The sequence below is a fragment of the Ancylobacter koreensis genome (genome assembly GCF_023016525.1).
Taxonomy (GTDB): domain Bacteria; phylum Pseudomonadota; class Alphaproteobacteria; order Rhizobiales; family Xanthobacteraceae; genus Ancylobacter; species Ancylobacter koreensis.
In genome coordinates this window covers 190,189-208,161 of record NZ_JALKCG010000007.1, presented here as the reverse complement: position 1 = coordinate 208,161, position 17,973 = coordinate 190,189, and the positions used below count along the sequence as shown (strand labels likewise).

The following is a 17,973-nucleotide window of genomic DNA, read 5'->3' as shown; positions in this document are numbered from 1 at the left end:
AACAAGTGCCTGCAAGCGATTCAAACGACTCGGCTTTCGGGCGCTCTTGAATCGAAATGCAAGGAACAACACGCTACCGCCGCCTGCCCTGCCCTCTCAGCGCGGCTCAGCGAGAAAGCCGAGAACGGCTTCCTTGAACACCTTGTCGCCCACCGCCACCATGTGATCGCGGTCGGGAATGTCGAGCGTCCGCGCGCCGGGGATCAGCGCCGCCAGCGGGCGCGCTGCCCCGGCAATGGGGTCGCGCGTGCCCACCGCGATCAGCGTCGGCACCGCGATGCGCGCCACCTCCTCACGGGTCAGCGTGCGGCGCGAGCCGACGATGCAGGCGGCCAGCGCCTCGCGGTCGCTCTTCGTCTGGTCGGCGAAGGCGCGGAAGGTCCGCCCCATGGGGTCCGTCACATGGTCGAGCGAAGGCGCCCGCAACGCGTCGGCGATGGTGATCGGCAGGCCGGCGCCCTCGACCAGATGGATGCCGATGCCGCCGAGGATGAGGTTGCGCACCCGCTCCGGCGCCAGCAGCGCCGCGCAGGTGCCGATGCGTCCGCCCATGGAGTAGCCCATGAGATCGAAGCGCTTCAGTTCGAGATGATCGGCCAGCGCGATCACGTCGCGCGCCATCAGCCAAGGATCGTAGAGTTCGGACTGGTAGAGCTTGGCCGAGGCGCCATGGCCGCGATTGTCGAGCGCGATCACCCGCCGCCCGGCACGCGTCAGCGTCGAGACCCAGCCTGGCCCGACCCAGTTGATCTCCTTGGTCGAGCCGAAGCCGTGCACCAGCACGATGGGATCGCCCCGCCCCTCGTCGAGATAGGCGAATTCGATACCGTCATGGCTGAAGGTCGGCATGGCACGCTCCCTTGAAGGAGCCGCACGCTAGAGAGGTCGACCCGCCCTGCCAAGCGGGACCGCCTCATGGCGGCCATGCACGCGCTAACCCGGCGTCTTCAGCGTCTTGTCGTTCCGGCAGCGCGACAGCGGCAAAATCTTGCCGGAATAGATGCGCGTGATGTTGCCTTCGGCCTTGTCGGTGTCGGCGCTGACGCAGGCGCAGCCATAGCCGTAGCCGTTGGGCTGCAGCTTCACATACTGCTTCATGTCGAAATCGGGCAAATTGTCGAAGCCCACCGCCTCCATGCCGCCCTGCGAGCGCATCCACCAGTCACCGTCGCGGTCGGAGAGATACCAGTTGCCGGGCGTGGGATTGACCAGCCAGCCGCAGCGGTTCTCCGCCGCGCCCGCCGGAATGGCGAGCAGCAGCAGGGCGGCGGCTACAAGGGAACGCATGGGAGCCTCCTCGCGTCAGGCGGGCAGCGGCGCCCGGCTGCGCTTCTTCTTCCACAGCGGGCGCAGCATCGCCACTACGGTGGAGTTGAAGGACGCCACCAGTCCGACGAGGTTGGCAGCCGCGGCGAGAACCCAGAAGGCAAGCCTGGCCATCGCCTCGGTGACGAACAGCGCCCCGCGCCCCAGCGTCTTCACGATGGCGAGCGTCTGGCCGCCCTTGGCCTCGGCGAGCCCGCGCAGCCGCGCCGCGCCCGCCGCGTCGTCGACATGGCGCAGCCCCGCGAAGGTGGCGCGCGTGCCGGCCTTTGAGCCCGCCGCGCCGAGATCGGCGACGAGGGTCGCGACTTCCGCCTTGCGCCCGCCGCGCAGCGCAGTCGCCAGATTTCCCGCGAAGCGCCCGCCCATGGCGCCGGCACGCCGCGCGCCCTTGAGCACGGAAAGCCCCGCCCGCAGCGTCAGCGGCGCGCCGAAGGCGGCATAGGTCGCCCCCGTCACCGCGATGCCGGCGCCGGCGAGATCGACCATCAGCCGGTCGACCGGCTCTCCCTTTGCCCAGTGAATCGCCTCGCGGCCGAGGTCGCGCACGTCGCCCCAGACGGTGAGGTCGCTTGCGGTGGCGCCCGCGAGACCCGCGAGGTCCTCGCCCTCGCCGGTGAGGAAGCCCTGCCCGAAGCGGCCCGCGCCGCGTGCGAAGCGGGCACCCGGCGCGTTGGCGAGGGCGATGCGCGCCTGCTGCTCGGGCGAGACCTCGATGCCGCGCGCCTCTGCGAGTTCAACGAAGCTCGCCGCCAGTTCGCCATCGTCCTGCGCCAGAGCGGCGTCGATCTCGCTCGCGGCGCGCTGCGGCGTCAGCACGCCCTCAAGCTGCAGGTCGGCGAGGCGTGCCGCATCGTCGCGCGCGGCCACCAGCGCATAGGCCTGCCGCCCCGCCGGCACGACCCAGTGGGCGACGCCGGCAAAGGCGAAGAGGAAACCGACGGCGGCGAAGAAGCGGTACATGGATGGCGTGCAGGGGGCGAGCGGACGCGTCAGGCGTATCTCCTAGGCTTTCATTGTGGCGAAGCGATGGGGTTCGCGACGCAGCGGAAGCCCTCGCTCCGCGTGCCGAGCGCCCGGCCTGCGACCCACAGCCCCGCCCACGGCGGCGCCCGCCCCCTTGGACGCGCCGCCGCCAGCGGCTATGGTCGCGCCGATTTCAACGCAAGCGCGGACAGGCGGACATCATGGCGGGCCACGTCGTTCCCCACTTCCACAATTCGGCGGGCGTGCCGAGCATCTCCATCGGCGCCCGGGAATTCATGTGCGTCGGCGCGCTGCCGCCCTACGACCACCCGCATGTCTTCCTCGACATGGGCTCGGACGACGAGATCATCTGCCCCTATTGCTCGACGCTCTACAAGTTCGACGGGCACCTGCACGGCACCGAATCGAACCCTCCGGGCAGCCTCTACGAGACGCCGGCCGCCGCCTGACCGGCCGCTTTCCGGTGGCCGCGCGCCGCATCGCCATAGCGGGAGCCGGTATAGGCGGGCTCACCGCCGCGCTGGCGCTGGCGCGCGCCGGCTTCGAGGTCGCGCTCGTCGAGCGCGCTCGCGTGCTGGAGGAGGCCGGCGCCGGCGTCCAGCTCGCCGCCAACGCCACACGCTGCCTCAAATCCCTCGGAATCTATGAGCGCGTCGCGGAGCGCGCCGTCGTGCCGCGCGGCTTCGAGGTGATGGACGGCCGGCGCGGCACCCGCCTCACCGGCGCACCCATGGGCGACCCCGCCGAGGCCGCCTTCGGCGGTCCCTTCATCGTCATCCACCGCGCCGATCTTCAGGCCGCCCTGCTCGCCGCCGTGCGCGCGACGCCGGCGATCTCGCTCACCCTCGGCCACGCGCTCACCCGCTTCGAGACCGTGCCGGAAGGCATTGCCCTGCACCTCGCCGGCATTGAGGAGCCCCTGCGAGCGCAGGCGCTGATCGGCGCCGACGGGCTGCGCTCGGCGGTGCGCCTCGCCTTGCATCCCGAGGTACGCCCCTCCTTCCGCCACCGCGCCGCCTGGCGGGCGACCGTGCGGGCGGACGCATTGCCCGCACCTCTCGCCGAGCCGGTGACGCGGCTGTGGCTCGGCCCCGGCGCGCATCTGGTCTCCTATCCGGTGCAGGCCGGCGAGGCGATCAACCTCGTCGCGGTGACGCCGGACGAGCGCGAGGTGCATGGCTGGAGCGAGGAGGGCCTGCCGGGCGACCTGCTCACCCATTATCGCGGCTGGAGCCGCGACGCGCACGCCCTGCTCGCCGCGCCGGACCGCTGGCTGCGCTGGGCGCTGTTCGATCTCGATCCCCTGCCTGAATGGGGCGACGGCCCGGTGACGCTGCTGGGCGACGCCGCCCACGCCATGCCGCCCTTCCTCGCGCAGGGCGCCGCGCAGGCCATCGAGGATGCCGTGGTGCTGGCGGACGCACTCTCCGGCGAGGCCGACATTCCCGCCGCGCTGCGCCGCTACGAAGCGCTGCGCCGCCCGCGCACCGCTCGCGTGCAGCGCGCCGCGCGCGGCATGGACCGGATCTATCACCTGGCCGGCCCGGCCCGGATGGCGCGCGATCTCGTCATGCGCGCCCGCTCCGGCGAGGCAGTTCTGGAGCGCTATCGCTGGATCTATGGCTGGCGGCCCTGAACCGGCCGACTGTCTGGATCGGATTTTCTCATGCACTCCATGAAAACATCTCGTTTTCCGATCCATCACACTTCGCCTAGGTTGCACGCCATCAACCGATGGAGATGACCGATGCCCCTCGCATCGAGCGCCGGCGCGTGCCACGCCGCCGCGCCACACACACTTATGCGCCTGCCGCTGCCACTGCTGGTGGCGCTGTTCTGCATCCTGTGGTCGTCGGCCTTCGCCGGCGCCAAGCTGGCGCTGGCCGATTGCCCGCCGCTGACGCTGCTCTGCGTGCGGCTGCTCATCGCCGGCACGCTCATGCTGGGTCTGGCGCGGCTGATCGACGGACGCCCGGTGCTGCGCCGGCGCGACCTCGCGGTGCTGATCATGATCGGCATCCTCAACAACGCGGTCTATCTCGGCTTCAACTGGACTGCGCTCACCTTCACCTCCTCCGCCTACACGGCGGTGCTCACCAGTTGCCTGCCGCTGCTGGTGGCGCTCGGCGCCGGCCCCCTGCTCGGCGAGCGGATGAGCCTGCGCAAGGCGGCGGGCATCGGGCTTGGCCTGATCGGGGTGGTGATCGTACTGCGCTCGCGCCTCGCCGGCGCGCATGAAAGCCTTGAGGGTACGCTGCTCATCGCCGGCGGCGTCGCGGCGCTGGCGGCCGGCACGCTCGGCTTCAAATATTTCGCGCCGCGCGGCGGCGTGTGGACCGGCACCGCGATCCAGTGCCTCGCCGGCGGCATCGTCCTCATCCCGGTCGCCCTCGCCTTCGAAAACCCGGGCGATGTGCGTTTCACCGCCCAGCTCCTCGGCGGCCTCGCCTTCCTTGTCGTCGGCGTGTCGATCGGCGGCTTCGGCCTGTGGTTCTACCTGCTCACCCGCACCACGGCGACGGCGGCGTCGAGCCTGCATTTCCTCATGCCGCCGCTCGGCCTGTTCTTCGGCTGGCTGCTGCTCGGCGAAGCGGTGCCGCCACTCGACATTCTCGGCATCGTGCCGATCACGCTCGGCATCTGGCTGGTGACGCGGCCGGCGCGGGGGAAGGCATGACCCTCTCCTGGACGTCATTCTGGCCGAGCACGGCGAGAGCCGGGATCGCTCCCCGTTCGGCCCGCCATCCCGGCTCGGCCTGACGGCCGTCCGGGATGACGCCGCTTCACTGAGAGGCGATCACGCCTCCACCGGCGCCGCCTGAAGCGCCTTCACCAGCTCGAAGGAGCGCTTGCGCGCCGCGAGGTCGGGAATCGCGGTGGCGATCATCAGCTCGTCCGCCAGCGTCGTGTCGAGGAAGCGCTCCAGCCCCTCCGCCACCTTCTCCGGCCCGCCGACCAGCACCTTTTCGCGGTTGCGGCGGATGAACACCCGGTCGGCCTCGCTATAGGGATAGGCCGCCGCCTCCTCGGGCGTGGGGATCGGATCGTGCCCGCCGCGCGCGCGCCGCAGATGGGCGAGGTCGACGCTGCCCGCCAGCCATTCGGCCTCGTCGTCGGTCGGCGCGCAGACCACCGCCAGCGCAAGGATGGCATGCGGCTGGGCCAGCCGGTCCGAGGGCTGGAAGGCGGCACGGTAGCTCAGCATCGCGTCAAGCACATCGTGCTGGGCGAAATGGTGGGCATAGGCGAAGCCGACGCCGATCTGCGCCGAGAGCCGCGCGCTGTAGCCGGACGAGCCGAGCAGCCAGAGCGGCGGCAGCTTCACATCAACCGGCATCACCTTGATGTTGCGGTAGGGATGGTCCGCCGGCCACTGGCCAGTGTCCCACGCCATCAGCTCGCGCAGCCGGTCGAGAAAGTCGTCGCCGGGGTCGAGGTCCTGCCGGCGGCGCAGCGCGTGCGAGGTGAGATGGTCGGTACCCGGCGCCCGGCCGAGCCCGAGATCGACGCGACCGGGATAGAGGCCTTCCAGCACCTTGAAGCGCTCCGCCACCATCAGCGGCGAATGGTTGGGCAGCATCACTCCGCCCGAGCCGGCGCGGATGCGCCCGGTCGCGGCGAGGATCTGGCCGGCCATGATGTCCGGCGCCCCGGAGGCCACCGAGGGGAGATTGTGATGCTCGGCCACCCAGATACGCTCATAGCCGAGCGCATCGACGTGGCGGGCGAGTTCGATCGTGTCGCGCAGCGCCTGCGGCCCCGTGCCGTTCGAGGCGACGAAGGACAGGTCGAGCACGGAGAGGGGAACGCGGGAGAGACGGGTCATTGCCTGCACGTAGGTATGCCCGGGCGCGCCGCAAGGAGTATCCTCGATGTGACCGGATCGTACGACACGGGCGGCGGCCCGCGAGCCCACCGCCGTCGAGGCGGGTTACACCGGCTTCATCGGGTTGCACCTCTAGGGATTAACGGTTACACTTTGTTGTCCGCATCTCTCCCGGGAGCCTCGCCTCATGACCGCGACCACAATCGGCGTGAAGATCGACGAGGCGCTGCGCGCGCGCCTCAAGGCCGCTGCCGAGCGCGAGGGTTGCACCGTGCACGCCCTCGTCAAGCAGGCACTCACCGTCGCCGTCGAGCGCACGGAACTCGGCCTCGCGGCGATATTGCCCCCGGACGAGGCGGCGGCGACTTCCGGCGACGCTGGCGCGGCAGAGAGCCCGTTCCTGCCCTTCGCGCGCGGCGTCCAGCCGCAGAGCGTGCTGCGCGCCCGCATCACCAATGCCTATCGCGTGCCGGAAACCGAGGCCGTCCCGGTCCTTCTCGGCCCGGCGACGCTGCCGCCGGCGAAGGCCGAGGCGGCGAAGTCCCGCGCCCGCGCGCTCGTCGAGGCGCTGCGCGAGAAGGGCCAGAAGGGTCCGGTTGAGGGGCTGATCCACGAATATTCGCTCTCCAGTCAGGAGGGCGTGGCCCTGATGTGCCTCGCCGAGGCGCTGCTGCGCATTCCCGACCGCGCCACCCGCGACGCGCTGATCCGCGACAAGATCGGCCATGGCGACTGGCACGCCCATGTCGGCCAGAGCCCCTCGCTCTTCGTCAACGCCGCCACCTGGGGCCTCGTGCTCACCGGCAAGCTCACCTCCACCTCCAGCGAGGCCGGCCTTTCCGGCGCGCTCACGCGGCTCATCGGGCGCGGCGGCGAGCCGCTGATCCGCAAGGGCGTCGACGTCGCCATGCGGATGATGGGCGAACAGTTCGTCACCGGCCAGACCATCTCCGAGGCGCTGGCCAATTCGCGCCGCATGGAGGCAAAGGGCTTTCGCTACTCCTTCGACATGCTGGGCGAGGCGGCCACCACCGAGGCCGACGCGCAGCGCTATTTCGCCGATTACGAGCAGGCGATCCATGCCATCGGCAAGGCCTCGGCCGGGCGCGGCATCTATGAGGGGCCGGGCATCTCGATCAAGCTCTCGGCCCTTCACCCGCGCTACAGCCGCGCGCAATATTCGCGCGTTATCAATGAGTTGCTGCCGCGCATTGTCACGCTGGCGAAACTCGCCCGGCACTACGACATCGGCCTGAACATCGACGCCGAGGAGGCCGACCGGCTGGAGATTTCGCTCGACCTTCTGGAATCGCTTTGTTTCGAAGAGAGCCTAAGCGGTTGGAACGGCATCGGTTTCGTCGTTCAGGCCTATCAGCGCCGCTGCCCCTATGTGATCGACTATCTCGTCGACCTCGCCCGCCGCTCCGGTCACCGGCTCATGGTGCGTCTGGTCAAGGGCGCCTACTGGGACAGCGAGATCAAACGCGCGCAGGTGGACGGGCTCGAGGACTTCCCGGTCTATACCCGCAAGGTCCATACCGACGTTTCCTACCTCGCCTGCGCCCGCAAGCTGCTCGCCGCGCCCGACGCGGTGTTCCCGCAATTCGCCACCCATAACGCCCAGACGCTCTCCACCGTCATGGAAATGGCGGGTGCCAACTACTATGCCGGGCAATATGAATTCCAGTGCCTGCACGGCATGGGCGAGCCGCTCTATGAGGAAGTCGTCGGCCGCGAGAAGCTGGGCCGGCCCTGCCGCATCTACGCGCCCGTCGGCACGCATGAGACCCTGCTCGCCTATCTCGTGCGCCGGCTGCTGGAGAACGGCGCCAACTCCTCCTTCGTGAACCGCATCGCCGACCCGGAGGTGCCGGTGGACGAGCTGGTCGAGAGCCCGGTCGACGCCGCGCTGCGCATCGAGCCGCTCGGTGCGCCGCACCCGCGCATCGCCGCGCCGGCCGATCTTTTCGGGGCGGAGCGCCGCAACTCGGCCGGGCTCGACCTCTCCAACGAGCAGCGCCTGGCCTCGCTGGCCGCCGCCCTGCTCGCCAGCAGCGCCGCGCCGCTGCACGCCACCCCGCTCCTCGGCGACGGCCCCGCCCCCGGCATCGCCCGCCCGGTGTCGAACCCGGCCGACCGCCGCGATATTGTCGGCACGGTCGAGGAGGCGACGCCCGAGACCGTCGCGCGCGCCATGGAGATCGCGCAGGCCAGCGCACCGATCTGGCAGTCCACCCCGCCGGCCGAGCGCGCCGCCTGCCTGTTCCGCGCCGCCGAGCTGATGGAGGCGCGTCTGCCGCAGCTCCTCGGCATCATCGTTCGCGAGGCGGGAAAATCCTTCCCCAACGCCATCGGCGAGGTACGCGAGGCGGTCGACTTCCTGCGCTATTACGGCGCGCAGGTGCGCGACGGCTTCTCCAACGACAGCCACCGCCCGCTCGGCCCGGTGGTCTGCATCAGCCCGTGGAACTTCCCGCTGGCCATCTTCACCGGGCAGGTCGCCGCCGCGCTCGCCGCCGGCAATGCGGTGCTCGCCAAGCCCGCCGAAGAGACGCCCCTCATCGCCTTCACGGCGGTGAACCTGCTGCGCGAGGCGGGCGTGCCGGCGGGCGCGGTGCAACTCGTGCCCGGCGCCGGCGATGTCGGCGCGGCGCTGGTAGGTGACACCCGCACGCGCGGCGTCATGTTCACGGGTTCTACCGAGGTGGCGCGCCTCATCCAGCGCCAGCTTGCCGGCCGGCTGAACCCGGATGGCAGCGTCATCCCGCTGATCGCCGAGACCGGCGGGCAGAACGCGATGATCGTCGATTCCTCGGCGCTGGCCGAGCAGGTGGTCGCCGACGTGCTGTCCTCGGCCTTCGATTCCGCCGGCCAGCGCTGCTCGGCGCTGCGCATCCTGTGCCTGCAGGAAGACGTCGCCGACCGCATGCTGGAGATGCTGCGCGGCGCGCTGAAGGAATTGGCGGTCGGCAATCCGGTGCATCTGTCGACCGATATCGGCCCGGTCATCACGGCAGAGGCGAAGGCCGGCATCGACGCGCATGTCGAGCGCCTGCGCAAGGCCGGGCGCCGCGTCGAGCAGCTCGCCCTCGGCGAGGACGCACGCCATGGCACCTTCGTGTCGCCGACCCTTATCGAGATCGACGACATCGCGGAGATGAAGCGCGAGGTGTTCGGCCCGGTGCTGCATGTGGTGCGCTACCGCCGCGACGATCTCGACGCGCTGATCGACGCGATCAACGCCACCGGCTATGGCCTCACCTTCGGCCTGCACACCCGCATCGACGAAACCATCGCCCATGTCGGCTGGCGCATCGAGGTCGGCAATGTCTACGTCAACCGCAACGTCATCGGCGCGGTGGTCGGCGTGCAGCCCTTCGGCGGCCACGGGCTCTCCGGCACCGGGCCCAAGGCGGGTGGGCCGCTTTATCTCGGCCGCCTGCTGGCGACGCGCCCTGCGGGGACGCTTCCCGCCGCCGGCATTCCCGAGGAGGCGCGGCTCTGGGTCGACTTCCAGTCCGACCCCGACACGCGCGACCTCGCCGGCCGGGCGGTCGACGCCTCGCCTTACGGCCATCGTGTCGAGCTTGCCGGCCCGGTGGGCGAGCGCAACCTCTACGCCCTGTCGCCGCGCGGCACGGTGCTGTGCCTGGCCGCCACGGAAAAGGGCCTCGCCGTGCAGATCGCTTCGGCTCTCGCGACCGGCAACCGCGTGCTGCTGGAAGGCTCCTTCCTGCCGGCGCTGCCGGAGGCGGTGAAGGCGCGCATCGGCATGGTCGACAGCCTCGCGGGCGCCGCCTTTGACGCCGTGCTTTTCGAGGGCGACGGCGACGCGCTGCGCCAGCTCAACGAGACCATTGCCGGACGCGACGGGCCTATCGTGCTGGTGCACGGCCTCGCCCCCGACGCGCTGGCGCGCGGCGAGCTCTACCCGCTCGACCTGCTGATGCTGGAGCGCTCGGTAAGCACCAACACGGCGGCGGCCGGCGGCAATGCCAGCCTGATGACCATCGGCTGAGGCGCGCCCTCAGGGCCGCGCGAGGCTGCCCGGCAGTTCGCTCGACGTCATGGCGCCGAGCACGAAGGCGAGGTTGGCCGCCGCCACCAGCGAGGCGGCGTGCGCGTCGGCCTGCGCCTGCCGGGCGGTGAGCAGCCCGCTATCGGCCGCCGTCGCCACCGTGATGTTGCCGACGCCGCTCTTATAGGCGTCGAGCGCCGCGTCATAGGTCACGGCCGCCGCCTCGGCCAGCGCCGTCGCCGCGCGGTAGGAGGCGAGCGCCGAGCGCAGCGTGTCCGCGCTCACCACGATCTCGCGCGCGGCGTCGTCGCGCGTCTTCTGGAAGGTCGCCTGCGTGGCGGCGGCAAGCGATTCCGCGTTCTTGAGCTGTGCGGCGCGCAGGCCGCCATCGTAGAGCGGCATGGTCACGCCGACGAGCACGCCGGTGGCGGAGGCCTGCTGGCCGATGGTGGGCAGACCGGTGGCGCTGAAGCTGGCGTCGCCCGCGCCGGTGACCGCGCCGAGGAACACCTTCGGCAGGAACTCGGCCTGCGCCGCGCCGATGGCGGACTGGCTGGCGCGCATGGCCGAGAGGCTCGCCAGCACATCCGGGCGGCGGGCCAGCGCAGCCTTGATCATCTCCTCGGTCGGCGCGCCGACGCTGTCGGGCAGGCGCCGGCCGCTCGCCTCGCGCACCTTGATGGCGGTCATCGGCGAGACGCCGACAGCGCCGAGCAGCACCTGATAGGCGTCGCGCTCGCCGCCCTGCGCCTGCACCAGCCCGAACTGCGCCTGCGCCACCTGCTGGCGGGCCTGCGCCACCTCCACCGTGGTGCCGAGGCCCTTGTCGGAACGCTCGCGCGCGGCATCCTCGATCCTGCGGCTGTTGGCGAGGTTCTGTTCGGCCAGCCGCACGCGGCTGCGCGCCGCGCCATAGAGGAAATAGCTGCGCGTCACCGCATAGATGATCTTCTGGTGCGCGCCGTTGAACAGCACGTTGGCGGCTGTCGCATTGTGCCGGGCCGCCTTGTGGAGCGCGTCGCGCTGGCCGAAATCGAACAGCAGCCATTGCAGCGCGAGCTGCGAGGACACGCCCTCGACCTTCGTCGTCACCTCCTTCGTGTCGCCGACCTGCACCGGAAGCGGCGCGGAAAAGTCCTGCCAGCCGCCGATCACATTGGCCGAGATAAAGGGCAGATAGGTCGCTTCCACCATGCCGGTCGCCAGCGCCGCCTGCCGCGCCTGCTGCCAGGCGACGCGGGTGAGCGGGTTCTGGTTCTGCGCGACGTCGATGAGCTGGGGCAGGTCGTAGCTATGCCGTGTCTCGACGCCGGGCGTCGGCACCAGCATCGACGCTTCAGGATCGGCCGGCACGGAGAAGTCCTTCACCGGCGATGCGGCCGCGGGGGCTTGGGTATCGCCGGGTACGTCGCCGAAGGCGCTGGCGTCGCCCTCATGCCCGGTCCAGGGCGAGGAGGGATCCTGCGGCGCGGTCTTCAGCGCGCTGGTGGCGCAGCCGGCGATCGCCATGGCAGCGGCGAAGACGAGCGCCGGCCCGAACAGGCGGTGCAGGGGCAGAAGCGCGGCGAAACATCCCATCGCCCTACCCCGCCGCCAGAGTTTCGAGACGCCGCAGGCGCAGGGCCAGACCCGTTGCCGAAGACGAGGCAGATTCATCGGGCTCCTCGCCCGCCTCCGCCGGCCCCGCCTCACCCTCGCCCGCGACCCGCACGGCGGCCGCGCGCAGGCGCTCCGGCGTGTCGGGCGGCAGCTCGGAGGCGAAGAGCAGGGCGGGAAGCGTCTCGCGCAGCTCGGCGACCAGCCCTCGCAGGCGGCGCAGCTCAGCGGCGGCGGGACGCTGATAGGCCGGCTCAAACGGCAGGAGGTCGAGCCCCGCCCCCGCCTTGTCGACCTCGACCTCGATCCGCGCCGCCTCGCTCACGGCACGCGCCCGCTCGGGCGTGGCGAGCGCCGCCAGCCGCGCCAGCGTCTCCAGCGCCCCCGCCACGCGCTCGCGCACCTCGACGGCGGCGCCCTTCGGCCAGATCTGGGTGAAGATCGCATAGATCACGAGATTGCCGAGCAGGATGCCGACCACGCGGTCGCGCGCCGCGTCCATGTCGGTGGACGGGCCGAAGCCGTCGAGCACGGTGAGCAGGAAGGCGAGCCCGATCTGCACCCCGCCATAGGAGATGCGCTCATTGCCCGACGACACCCAGGCGGCGACCATGATGGCGCAGAACACCAGCGCCATCAGCCCGCCGATGGATTCCAGATGCGGGATGACGAGCAGGATCGAGCCCAGCCCGAGGGCGGCGCCGATCAGGCAGCCGGTGATGCGCAGCGCCAGCTTGCGGACCGTCTCACCCGTGGTGCCGAGCGCCGCCACGTAGCAGGTGACGAGCGCGGTATGGATGCCCTGCCAGTCGATGATCGAATAGATCAGATAGCAGGTGATCGCCGCCGCCGTGGTCTTCAGCGCGAAGCGCTGGTGATCGGGATTGGTGAAGGCATCGGGAGCGAAGAAGGGCGGCTTCTCGCTCACCGCGCCGCCGCCGTCCGGGCGCGCCAGAGCTTCCAGCGCCTCGCGCGCCGCAGCGGCCGGCCCGTCGCCGCCCTCGCCCGGTTCGTCCATCGGCCTGCCGCCCATGGCGACCGCTTCCGCCGACGTGCGGCAGCGGACGGCGAGCGCGGCCCGCTCGGCGGAAGCGTCGGCCGGCAGGGCCAGCGCGGCAAGCATCAGCCGGTAGGTCGAGGCAGCGGCACCCGCCAGCCAGCCGACGGTTGCGGTCGGCGCGGTGTGGAACAGGCTGGCGAGCTTCGCCTGCTTGCCGGCCTCCTCATTGCCGCGCGCCAGTTCCTCGCGCAGCCGCGCGCGCCCGTCCGGCTCCCCGGCGAGGAAGGCGGCGACGGCGGCAAGCCGGCGCGTGATCGTCGCGCGCAGCAGCGTGTGCGGCCCTGTGCTGAAGATCAGGCAGAAGCCGAGCATCATCGCCATCGGCATCACGGCCATCTGCCACGCATAGAGCAGGCCGCGCGTCACCACCTCGCCGGCCGGCACCTGATCGACCAACGTCATCACGAAGGCGATGACCAGCGCGATGATCGCGCCGATCTCGCCGAGCTGGGTGGCCGAGGAGAGGAACAGGAAGCCGAAGGAGGTGCCGGCGATCACCGCGATGCGCAGGAACGGGTTATCCGCCGTCGCCTGGATGACCGGCGCCAGCCCCAGCACGACGACGCTGATGAGAATCGTCACGCCGATCGCCTGACCGACGCTTTCGGCGCCGTTCGGCCGCATCAGGAAGATGATGAGATAGCAGCTGATTGCCGATTCCGGCACCTTGTAGAGCATCGCCACGCCCGTCACGAGCGCACACAGCAGGGCAACGCGCCACGTCATGGCGAAGCGGCCGGGGAACGGCAGCAGGTCGCGCCCGGCCTGCCGGAACACGCCGGCCCAGGGCGAGGGCGGCCTCAGCGTTTCAGCAGTCCGTTCCATGGTGCACGATCGCTGTGGCGGACGCGCCCGCGCGCATCAGGGAGGCGGGAGGATCGAGGAGCCGGATCCGCACCGGGAAGCGCTGGGCGACCCGCACCCAGTCGAGCGTCTTCGGCACGATCGGCATGACGCGCGGCAGGTTGATCACATCCTGCGAGGCGACGCCCCAGCCGATGCCCTCGACCCGGCCTTCGATGCGCACGTCGCGGTTCGCCAGCGCGTAGACGGTGGCGCAGTTGCCGACCCTGATCCCGGCGAGTTCCGTCTCGACATAGGAGGCGGAGGCGAACCACGCCCCGGTGTCGATCAGCACGAAGACCGACTGGCCGGGCAGCACATAGCCGCCGGGCGCCGATTCCAGTCCCACCACCTTGCCGTCGAAGGGCGCGCGCACCTGCGTATCCTCCAGCGCCCGCTCGGCGATGGCGAGCGCCGCCCGGCGCGCCTCGACCAGCGCCACGGCGGCGGCGGTGTCGCTCACCAGCACGGTGGCGGCCTCCTCCTGCTGCACCGCCTGCCGCAGGCTCACGTCAGCGTCGCGTTTGGCGGTGGCGGCGTCGTCCACCTGCTGCTGGCTGACATAGCCCTTGGGCCGCAGGGCCTCCAGCCGGCTCAGCGTCTGGGTGGCGAGTTCGAGGTTCGAGCGCGCGCGGGTCACCTGCTCATGCGCGATGACGGCATTGGTGCGCTCGGCCGAGACGGCGCGCTGCTTGTCGGCCAAACCCGCCTCGGCAAGCTTGAGGTCCGCCGCCGCCTGCTCGACCTGCAGGCGATAGGTGGCGGGGTCGAGGGCGAACAGCAGGTCGCCCCTGCGCACCGCGTCGTTCTCCTTCACCGCGATGGTGACGATGCGCCCCGGCACCGCCGCCGAGATGGCCGCGATATCCGCGGTGAGCACCGCATCCTGCGAGAGCGGGTTGAGTTCGGCATTCTGGAAGAAACGCCAGCCGAACACCACCGCCGCCGCCAGCGCCAGCAGGCTGACCACGATGCCGAGCCGGCGTTTCACCTCGCCGCCGCCGCCGTTTGCGCCCTCTTCCATGGCCTACCTCCCGAAGCCGAGATGGGAGAACAGGAAGCCGATGCCAAAGGCGATGCAGACATAGACCGGCAGCCGCACCGGGATCGCGTCGTCGATACCCGCGCGGATGAACACCAGCCGCACCAGCACCGCGCCGAGAATGCCGACGAGCGCGCTGGCGAGCCAGGAAGGGAAATAGGCGCCGAACATGGCGACGGTCGGCGCGCCGAGCGGCGCGCAGCCTGAAACGCCGAGAGTGGAGCCGATCGCCAGCGCCGCACGCACCATCGCCTCGCGGCGGCGTTGCCACCGACCGGATCCGTCCGGGACGCGGGCTTCATGCTGCAACGGCTACCTCCCGGCAGGGCCTCGCGAGTCGGTGTCGACGCCTGCAAAGGCGTAACAAGCCGTTGGGGGAAGATCAAATTCCCGCGATGCCCGGATCGACGCGGCGCCCGTGGGAAACGCCGCCTCAATCCCTCCCGCGCATCCCCGCTCCCGTAGCCGAAAAGGCGACACGCACCGGGTGGCGGCGCCGGTACGCGAGGGTGTTCCAGCTTTCCGCGCCGTGCAGAGTGTGCCACCAAGTACCGGGGAGGCCGGCGAGGAGCCCGGCCGATGATTTGCCGGCAACAGACCCGCCGGCGCATCGACCTCCCGGCCCTCCGGGGGCAGAGCAGGAGACGGGACATGTGCACTTCGCTCATCTATCGCGACACCGCCGGCAAGCCCTATTTCGGCCGCACGCTCGAACTGACCGTCGACCTGCCCTACCTGATGGCCTATCTGCCCGCCGGCTTCGCCACGCGCTCGGACATTCCCGGCCATCCCCCGGTCGACTACACCGGGCGCAACGCCGTGCTCGCCGTCACCATGCCCGCCCGCGTGCCGACCGCTGAGGCGCCGTTGCGGATGGACGACCTCAAGGTGCTGGAGGGAATGAACGACAAGGGGCTGACGTTCAGCCTGCTGTCCTACCCCACCGCCGCCGGCAAGCATGAATCCGTCGCGATGACGCAGGCCGTGCTCTCCGCCTCGGATCTGGGAAGCTGGTGCCTCGGCCAGTTCGACACGGTGGCGCAGGTGAAGGAGGCGCTGGCCGGCCAGCCCATCGAGCTGGTGCCGCTCGCCATTCTCGGCGGCGTGGTCTCGCCGTTCCACTACGTGGTGCACGACGCCGCCGGACACTCGCTGGTGCTGGAATTCAATCGCGGCCAGATGAGCGTGCACGACAACCCGGTAGGCGTGATGACCAACGGCCCCGAATTCGGCTGGCACCTCACCAATCTCAACAACTACACGCATCTGGTGAATGTCGACCGCTCCACCGGCGCCTTCGGCGGCTTCAAGGTGGCGCAGCCCGATTCCGGCATCGCCACGGCCGCCCTGCCCGCCTCGAACACCTCGGTCGGCCGCTTCGTGCGCGCGGCCTATTACGCGCATTTCACCGAGAAGGCGGCGACGCCCGATCTGGCGGTGCGCACGCTCGGCCACATCATGAACAATTTCGACCGCCCGCGCGGCGTCAGCATCGATTATCCCGCCCAGGGCGGCGGCCATCTGGAAGTCGAAGGGCTCCAGGAGGCGGCCGGCGCGCCCTACGCGACCGAGTTCACCTCCTGGACCAGCCTGTCGGACCTCGACCGCAAGCTGTTTTTCCTGCGCGACTATACGAGCCTCAACTTCACCCGCTTCGATCTGACCGCACTGGCGAAATCGGCCGAGCCGCACATCCTGCCGGTCAAGCGCCTCGCCGAGAGCGCTGACGCCACCGCCGCCCTGCTCGCCGCCCCGGCGCCGTGAAACCGCGGAATTGACGCTTGGTCATGATCCTTCGGGGTATTGCGCTGCAGCGCGCTCCGCGATGAGATGGCGCTTTCCCGACAGCCGGAGCCGACAATGGCCAATTATGTGAAGATCAGCGGTTTCCTTGGCGCCTGCATCACGGGAACGGTCCACCTGCTCACCGCCCTGCGCAAATCCCCGGCGCTGGCGGAAAACGAGGGCTACGGCGCCGCGCCGAACCTGCCCAAGCCGAAGCCGACGCTGATCCCGATCATGAAGATCGCGCCCGCCATCGGCTGGCCGGAAGGCGCCGCGCCGAAGCCCGCTCCCGGCTTCAAGGTGGGTTCCTTCATCGCCGGGCTCGACCATCCGCGCTGGATCTACGAACTGCCGAACGGCGACATCCTCGTCGCCGAGACCGCCTCGCCGCCCTGGCCGGCCGGCATCTTCAGCCTGCGCTGGTGGGCAATGGGCTTCGTCATGACCCGCGCCGGCGCGGGGGTGAAAAGCGCCAACCGCATCACCCTGCTGCGCGACGCCGACGGCGACGGCTTCGCCGAGGTGAAGCTGCCCTTCATCGAGAACCTCACCTCGCCCTTCGGCATGGCGCTGGTCGGCGACCAGCTTTATGTCGCCAATGCCGATTCGCTGGTGCGCTTCCCCTATGTGGAGGGCACCACCCGCATCGACGTGCCGCCGGTGAAGATCTGCGACCTGCCGGCGGGCCGCAACCATCACTGGACCAAGAGCCTCGTCGCCAACAAGGAAGGCACCAAGCTGTATATCGGCGTCGGTTCGAACTCCAACGTCGCCGAATTCGGCATGGAGGAGGAGGAGAACCGCGCGGCGATCCTTGAGGTCGACATCGCCAGCGGCGCGCTGCGCGTCTTCGCGGGCGGCCTGCGCAACCCGGTCGGCATGGACTGGAACCCGGTGACGGGCGAACTCTGGACCAGCGTGAACGAGCGCGACGAGATCGGCGACGACCTCGTGCCCGACTACATGACCTCGGTGAAGGACGGCGCCTTCTATGGCTGGCCCTACAGCTACTGGGGCCGGACCGTCGACGAGCGGGTGAAGCCGCAGCGCCCGGACCTCGTGGCGACGGCGCTGAAGCCCGATTACGCGCTCGGCTGCCACACCGCCTCGCTCGGCCTCACCTTCGTCGACGACGAGCGCTTCGGCGCGCGCTTCAAGAACGGCGTGTTCATCGGCCAGCACGGCTCGTGGAACCGCAACCCGCCGGCCGGCTACCGCGTGATCTTCGTCCCCTTCGCGGACGGGGCGCCGGCCGGAGCGCCGGAGGAAATCCTCGGCGGCTTCCGCGTGGACGGCAAGGCCCTCGGCCGGCCTGTCGGCGTATTGGTCGACAAGCGCGGCGGCCTCCTGGTGGTCGACGATGTCGGCGACTGCATCTGGCGCGTGACGCCCGCCTGAGCGGGCGGGTGGCGAAGCTTGTCCCGGAGAGGCCGACGTCGATCCCGCTGCGAAGCGATGCTTGAGCGGTATCGACGACGTTCTGCTTCTCGACG

General features: G+C 70.5%; 14 protein-coding genes. 6 read left to right on the top strand and 8 right to left on the bottom strand.

Annotated features, from left to right (window positions below; all coding sequences use genetic code 11):
* Positions 1–96: 96 nt before the first annotated feature.
* The 3 genes from MWN33_RS16175 to MWN33_RS16165 all read right to left on the bottom strand — a co-directional run bounded on the left by MWN33_RS16175 (position 97) and on the right by MWN33_RS16165 (position 2,286).
* Positions 97–849, bottom strand: coding sequence for an alpha/beta fold hydrolase (locus MWN33_RS16175; RefSeq protein ID WP_247202066.1), 753 nt, complete (start codon positions 847–849; stop codon positions 97–99).
* Between the two features lie 84 nt (positions 850–933).
* Complete coding sequence (locus MWN33_RS16170; RefSeq protein WP_247202065.1) at positions 934–1,287, bottom strand: DUF4087 domain-containing protein; 354 nt, start codon at positions 1,285–1,287, stop codon at positions 934–936.
* Positions 1,288–1,302: 15 nt separating this feature from the next.
* Positions 1,303–2,286: a hypothetical protein gene (locus tag MWN33_RS16165; protein WP_247202064.1), complete on the bottom strand. Its 984-nt coding sequence runs from the start codon at positions 2,284–2,286 to the stop codon at positions 1,303–1,305.
* A gap of 224 nt (positions 2,287–2,510) precedes the next feature.
* On the opposite strand from MWN33_RS16165, the gene MWN33_RS16160 reads away from it, so the two are divergent.
* The 3 genes from MWN33_RS16160 (at position 2,511) to MWN33_RS16150 (ending at position 4,987) form a co-directional block, all read left to right on the top strand.
* Positions 2,511–2,759, top strand: coding sequence for a zinc-finger domain-containing protein (locus tag MWN33_RS16160; RefSeq protein ID WP_247202063.1), 249 nt, complete (start codon positions 2,511–2,513; stop codon positions 2,757–2,759).
* A gap of 14 nt (positions 2,760–2,773) precedes the next feature.
* Positions 2,774–3,946, top strand: coding sequence for an FAD-dependent monooxygenase (locus tag MWN33_RS16155; RefSeq protein ID WP_247202062.1), 1,173 nt, complete (start codon positions 2,774–2,776; stop codon positions 3,944–3,946).
* Positions 3,947–4,057: 111 nt separating this feature from the next.
* Positions 4,058–4,987 (top strand): DMT family transporter, encoded by a 930-nt coding sequence (locus MWN33_RS16150; protein ID WP_247202061.1) that lies wholly within the window; start codon positions 4,058–4,060, stop codon positions 4,985–4,987.
* A gap of 120 nt (positions 4,988–5,107) precedes the next feature.
* On the opposite strand, the gene MWN33_RS16145 is transcribed toward MWN33_RS16150, so the two are convergent.
* A complete protein-coding gene (locus MWN33_RS16145; RefSeq protein WP_247202060.1) occupies positions 5,108–6,136 on the bottom strand; it encodes an LLM class flavin-dependent oxidoreductase in 1,029 nt (342 codons plus the stop codon).
* Between the two features lie 187 nt (positions 6,137–6,323).
* Between MWN33_RS16145 and putA the strand changes: the two genes are divergently transcribed.
* Entirely contained in the window at positions 6,324–10,154 is a 3,831-nt protein-coding gene (gene putA, locus MWN33_RS16140; RefSeq protein WP_247202059.1) for a trifunctional transcriptional regulator/proline dehydrogenase/L-glutamate gamma-semialdehyde dehydrogenase, read from the top strand.
* A gap of 9 nt (positions 10,155–10,163) precedes the next feature.
* Here putA and MWN33_RS16135 read toward each other — a convergent pair whose 3' ends face one another.
* The 4 genes from MWN33_RS16135 to MWN33_RS16120 are packed head-to-tail and all read right to left on the bottom strand — an operon-like array spanning position 10,164 to position 14,944.
* Positions 10,164–11,732, bottom strand: coding sequence for a TolC family protein (locus tag MWN33_RS16135; RefSeq protein WP_247202058.1), 1,569 nt, complete (start codon positions 11,730–11,732; stop codon positions 10,164–10,166).
* Positions 11,733–11,736: 4 nt separating this feature from the next.
* A complete protein-coding gene (locus tag MWN33_RS16130; RefSeq protein WP_247202057.1) occupies positions 11,737–13,635 on the bottom strand; it encodes an FUSC family protein in 1,899 nt (632 codons plus the stop codon).
* Positions 13,619–14,677, bottom strand: a complete 1,059-nt coding sequence (gene mdtN / locus MWN33_RS16125) for a multidrug transporter subunit MdtN (RefSeq protein WP_247202056.1) — start codon at positions 14,675–14,677, stop codon at positions 13,619–13,621. Before mdtN ends, MWN33_RS16130 begins: the two co-directional genes overlap by 17 nt.
* 3 nt (positions 14,678–14,680) lie before the next feature.
* Entirely contained in the window at positions 14,681–14,944 is a 264-nt protein-coding gene (locus MWN33_RS16120) for a YtcA family lipoprotein (RefSeq protein ID WP_247202055.1), read from the bottom strand.
* A 402-nt stretch (positions 14,945–15,346) separates the two neighbouring features.
* On the opposite strand from MWN33_RS16120, the gene MWN33_RS16115 reads away from it, so the two are divergent.
* Both MWN33_RS16115 and MWN33_RS16110 read left to right on the top strand, forming a co-directional pair.
* The gene (locus MWN33_RS16115) at positions 15,347–16,459 is read left to right on the top strand and encodes a linear amide C-N hydrolase (RefSeq protein WP_247202054.1); all 1,113 of its coding nucleotides are present in this window, start codon (positions 15,347–15,349) and stop codon (positions 16,457–16,459) included.
* Between the two features lie 96 nt (positions 16,460–16,555).
* Entirely contained in the window at positions 16,556–17,878 is a 1,323-nt protein-coding gene (locus MWN33_RS16110) for a PQQ-dependent sugar dehydrogenase (protein WP_247202053.1), read from the top strand.
* Positions 17,879–17,973: the final 95 nt, after the last annotated feature.

What these genes read in the sequence shown, in the direction of transcription:
- MWN33_RS16130 (WP_247202057.1), bottom strand. Translation starts at nt 13,635, where the DNA reads ATGGAACGGACTGCTGAAACGCTGAGGCCGCCCTCGCCCTGGGCCGGC.
- MWN33_RS16160 (WP_247202063.1), top strand. Translation starts at nt 2,511, where the DNA reads ATGGCGGGCCACGTCGTTCCCCACTTCCACAATTCGGCGGGCGTGCCG.
- MWN33_RS16145 (WP_247202060.1), bottom strand. Translation starts at nt 6,136, where the DNA reads ATGACCCGTCTCTCCCGCGTTCCCCTCTCCGTGCTCGACCTGTCCTTC.
- MWN33_RS16175 (WP_247202066.1), bottom strand. Translation starts at nt 849, where the DNA reads ATGCCGACCTTCAGCCATGACGGTATCGAATTCGCCTATCTCGACGAG.
- MWN33_RS16165 (WP_247202064.1), bottom strand. Translation starts at nt 2,286, where the DNA reads ATGTACCGCTTCTTCGCCGCCGTCGGTTTCCTCTTCGCCTTTGCCGGC.
- putA (WP_247202059.1), top strand. Translation starts at nt 6,324, where the DNA reads ATGACCGCGACCACAATCGGCGTGAAGATCGACGAGGCGCTGCGCGCG.
- MWN33_RS16120 (WP_247202055.1), bottom strand. Translation starts at nt 14,944, where the DNA reads ATGGTGCGTGCGGCGCTGGCGATCGGCTCCACTCTCGGCGTTTCAGGC.
- MWN33_RS16150 (WP_247202061.1), top strand. Translation starts at nt 4,058, where the DNA reads ATGCCCCTCGCATCGAGCGCCGGCGCGTGCCACGCCGCCGCGCCACAC.
- MWN33_RS16115 (WP_247202054.1), top strand. Translation starts at nt 15,347, where the DNA reads ATGTGCACTTCGCTCATCTATCGCGACACCGCCGGCAAGCCCTATTTC.
- mdtN (WP_247202056.1), bottom strand. Translation starts at nt 14,677, where the DNA reads ATGGAAGAGGGCGCAAACGGCGGCGGCGGCGAGGTGAAACGCCGGCTC.
- MWN33_RS16110 (WP_247202053.1), top strand. Translation starts at nt 16,556, where the DNA reads ATGGCCAATTATGTGAAGATCAGCGGTTTCCTTGGCGCCTGCATCACG.
- MWN33_RS16135 (WP_247202058.1), bottom strand. Translation starts at nt 11,732, where the DNA reads ATGGGATGTTTCGCCGCGCTTCTGCCCCTGCACCGCCTGTTCGGGCCG.
- MWN33_RS16170 (WP_247202065.1), bottom strand. Translation starts at nt 1,287, where the DNA reads ATGCGTTCCCTTGTAGCCGCCGCCCTGCTGCTGCTCGCCATTCCGGCG.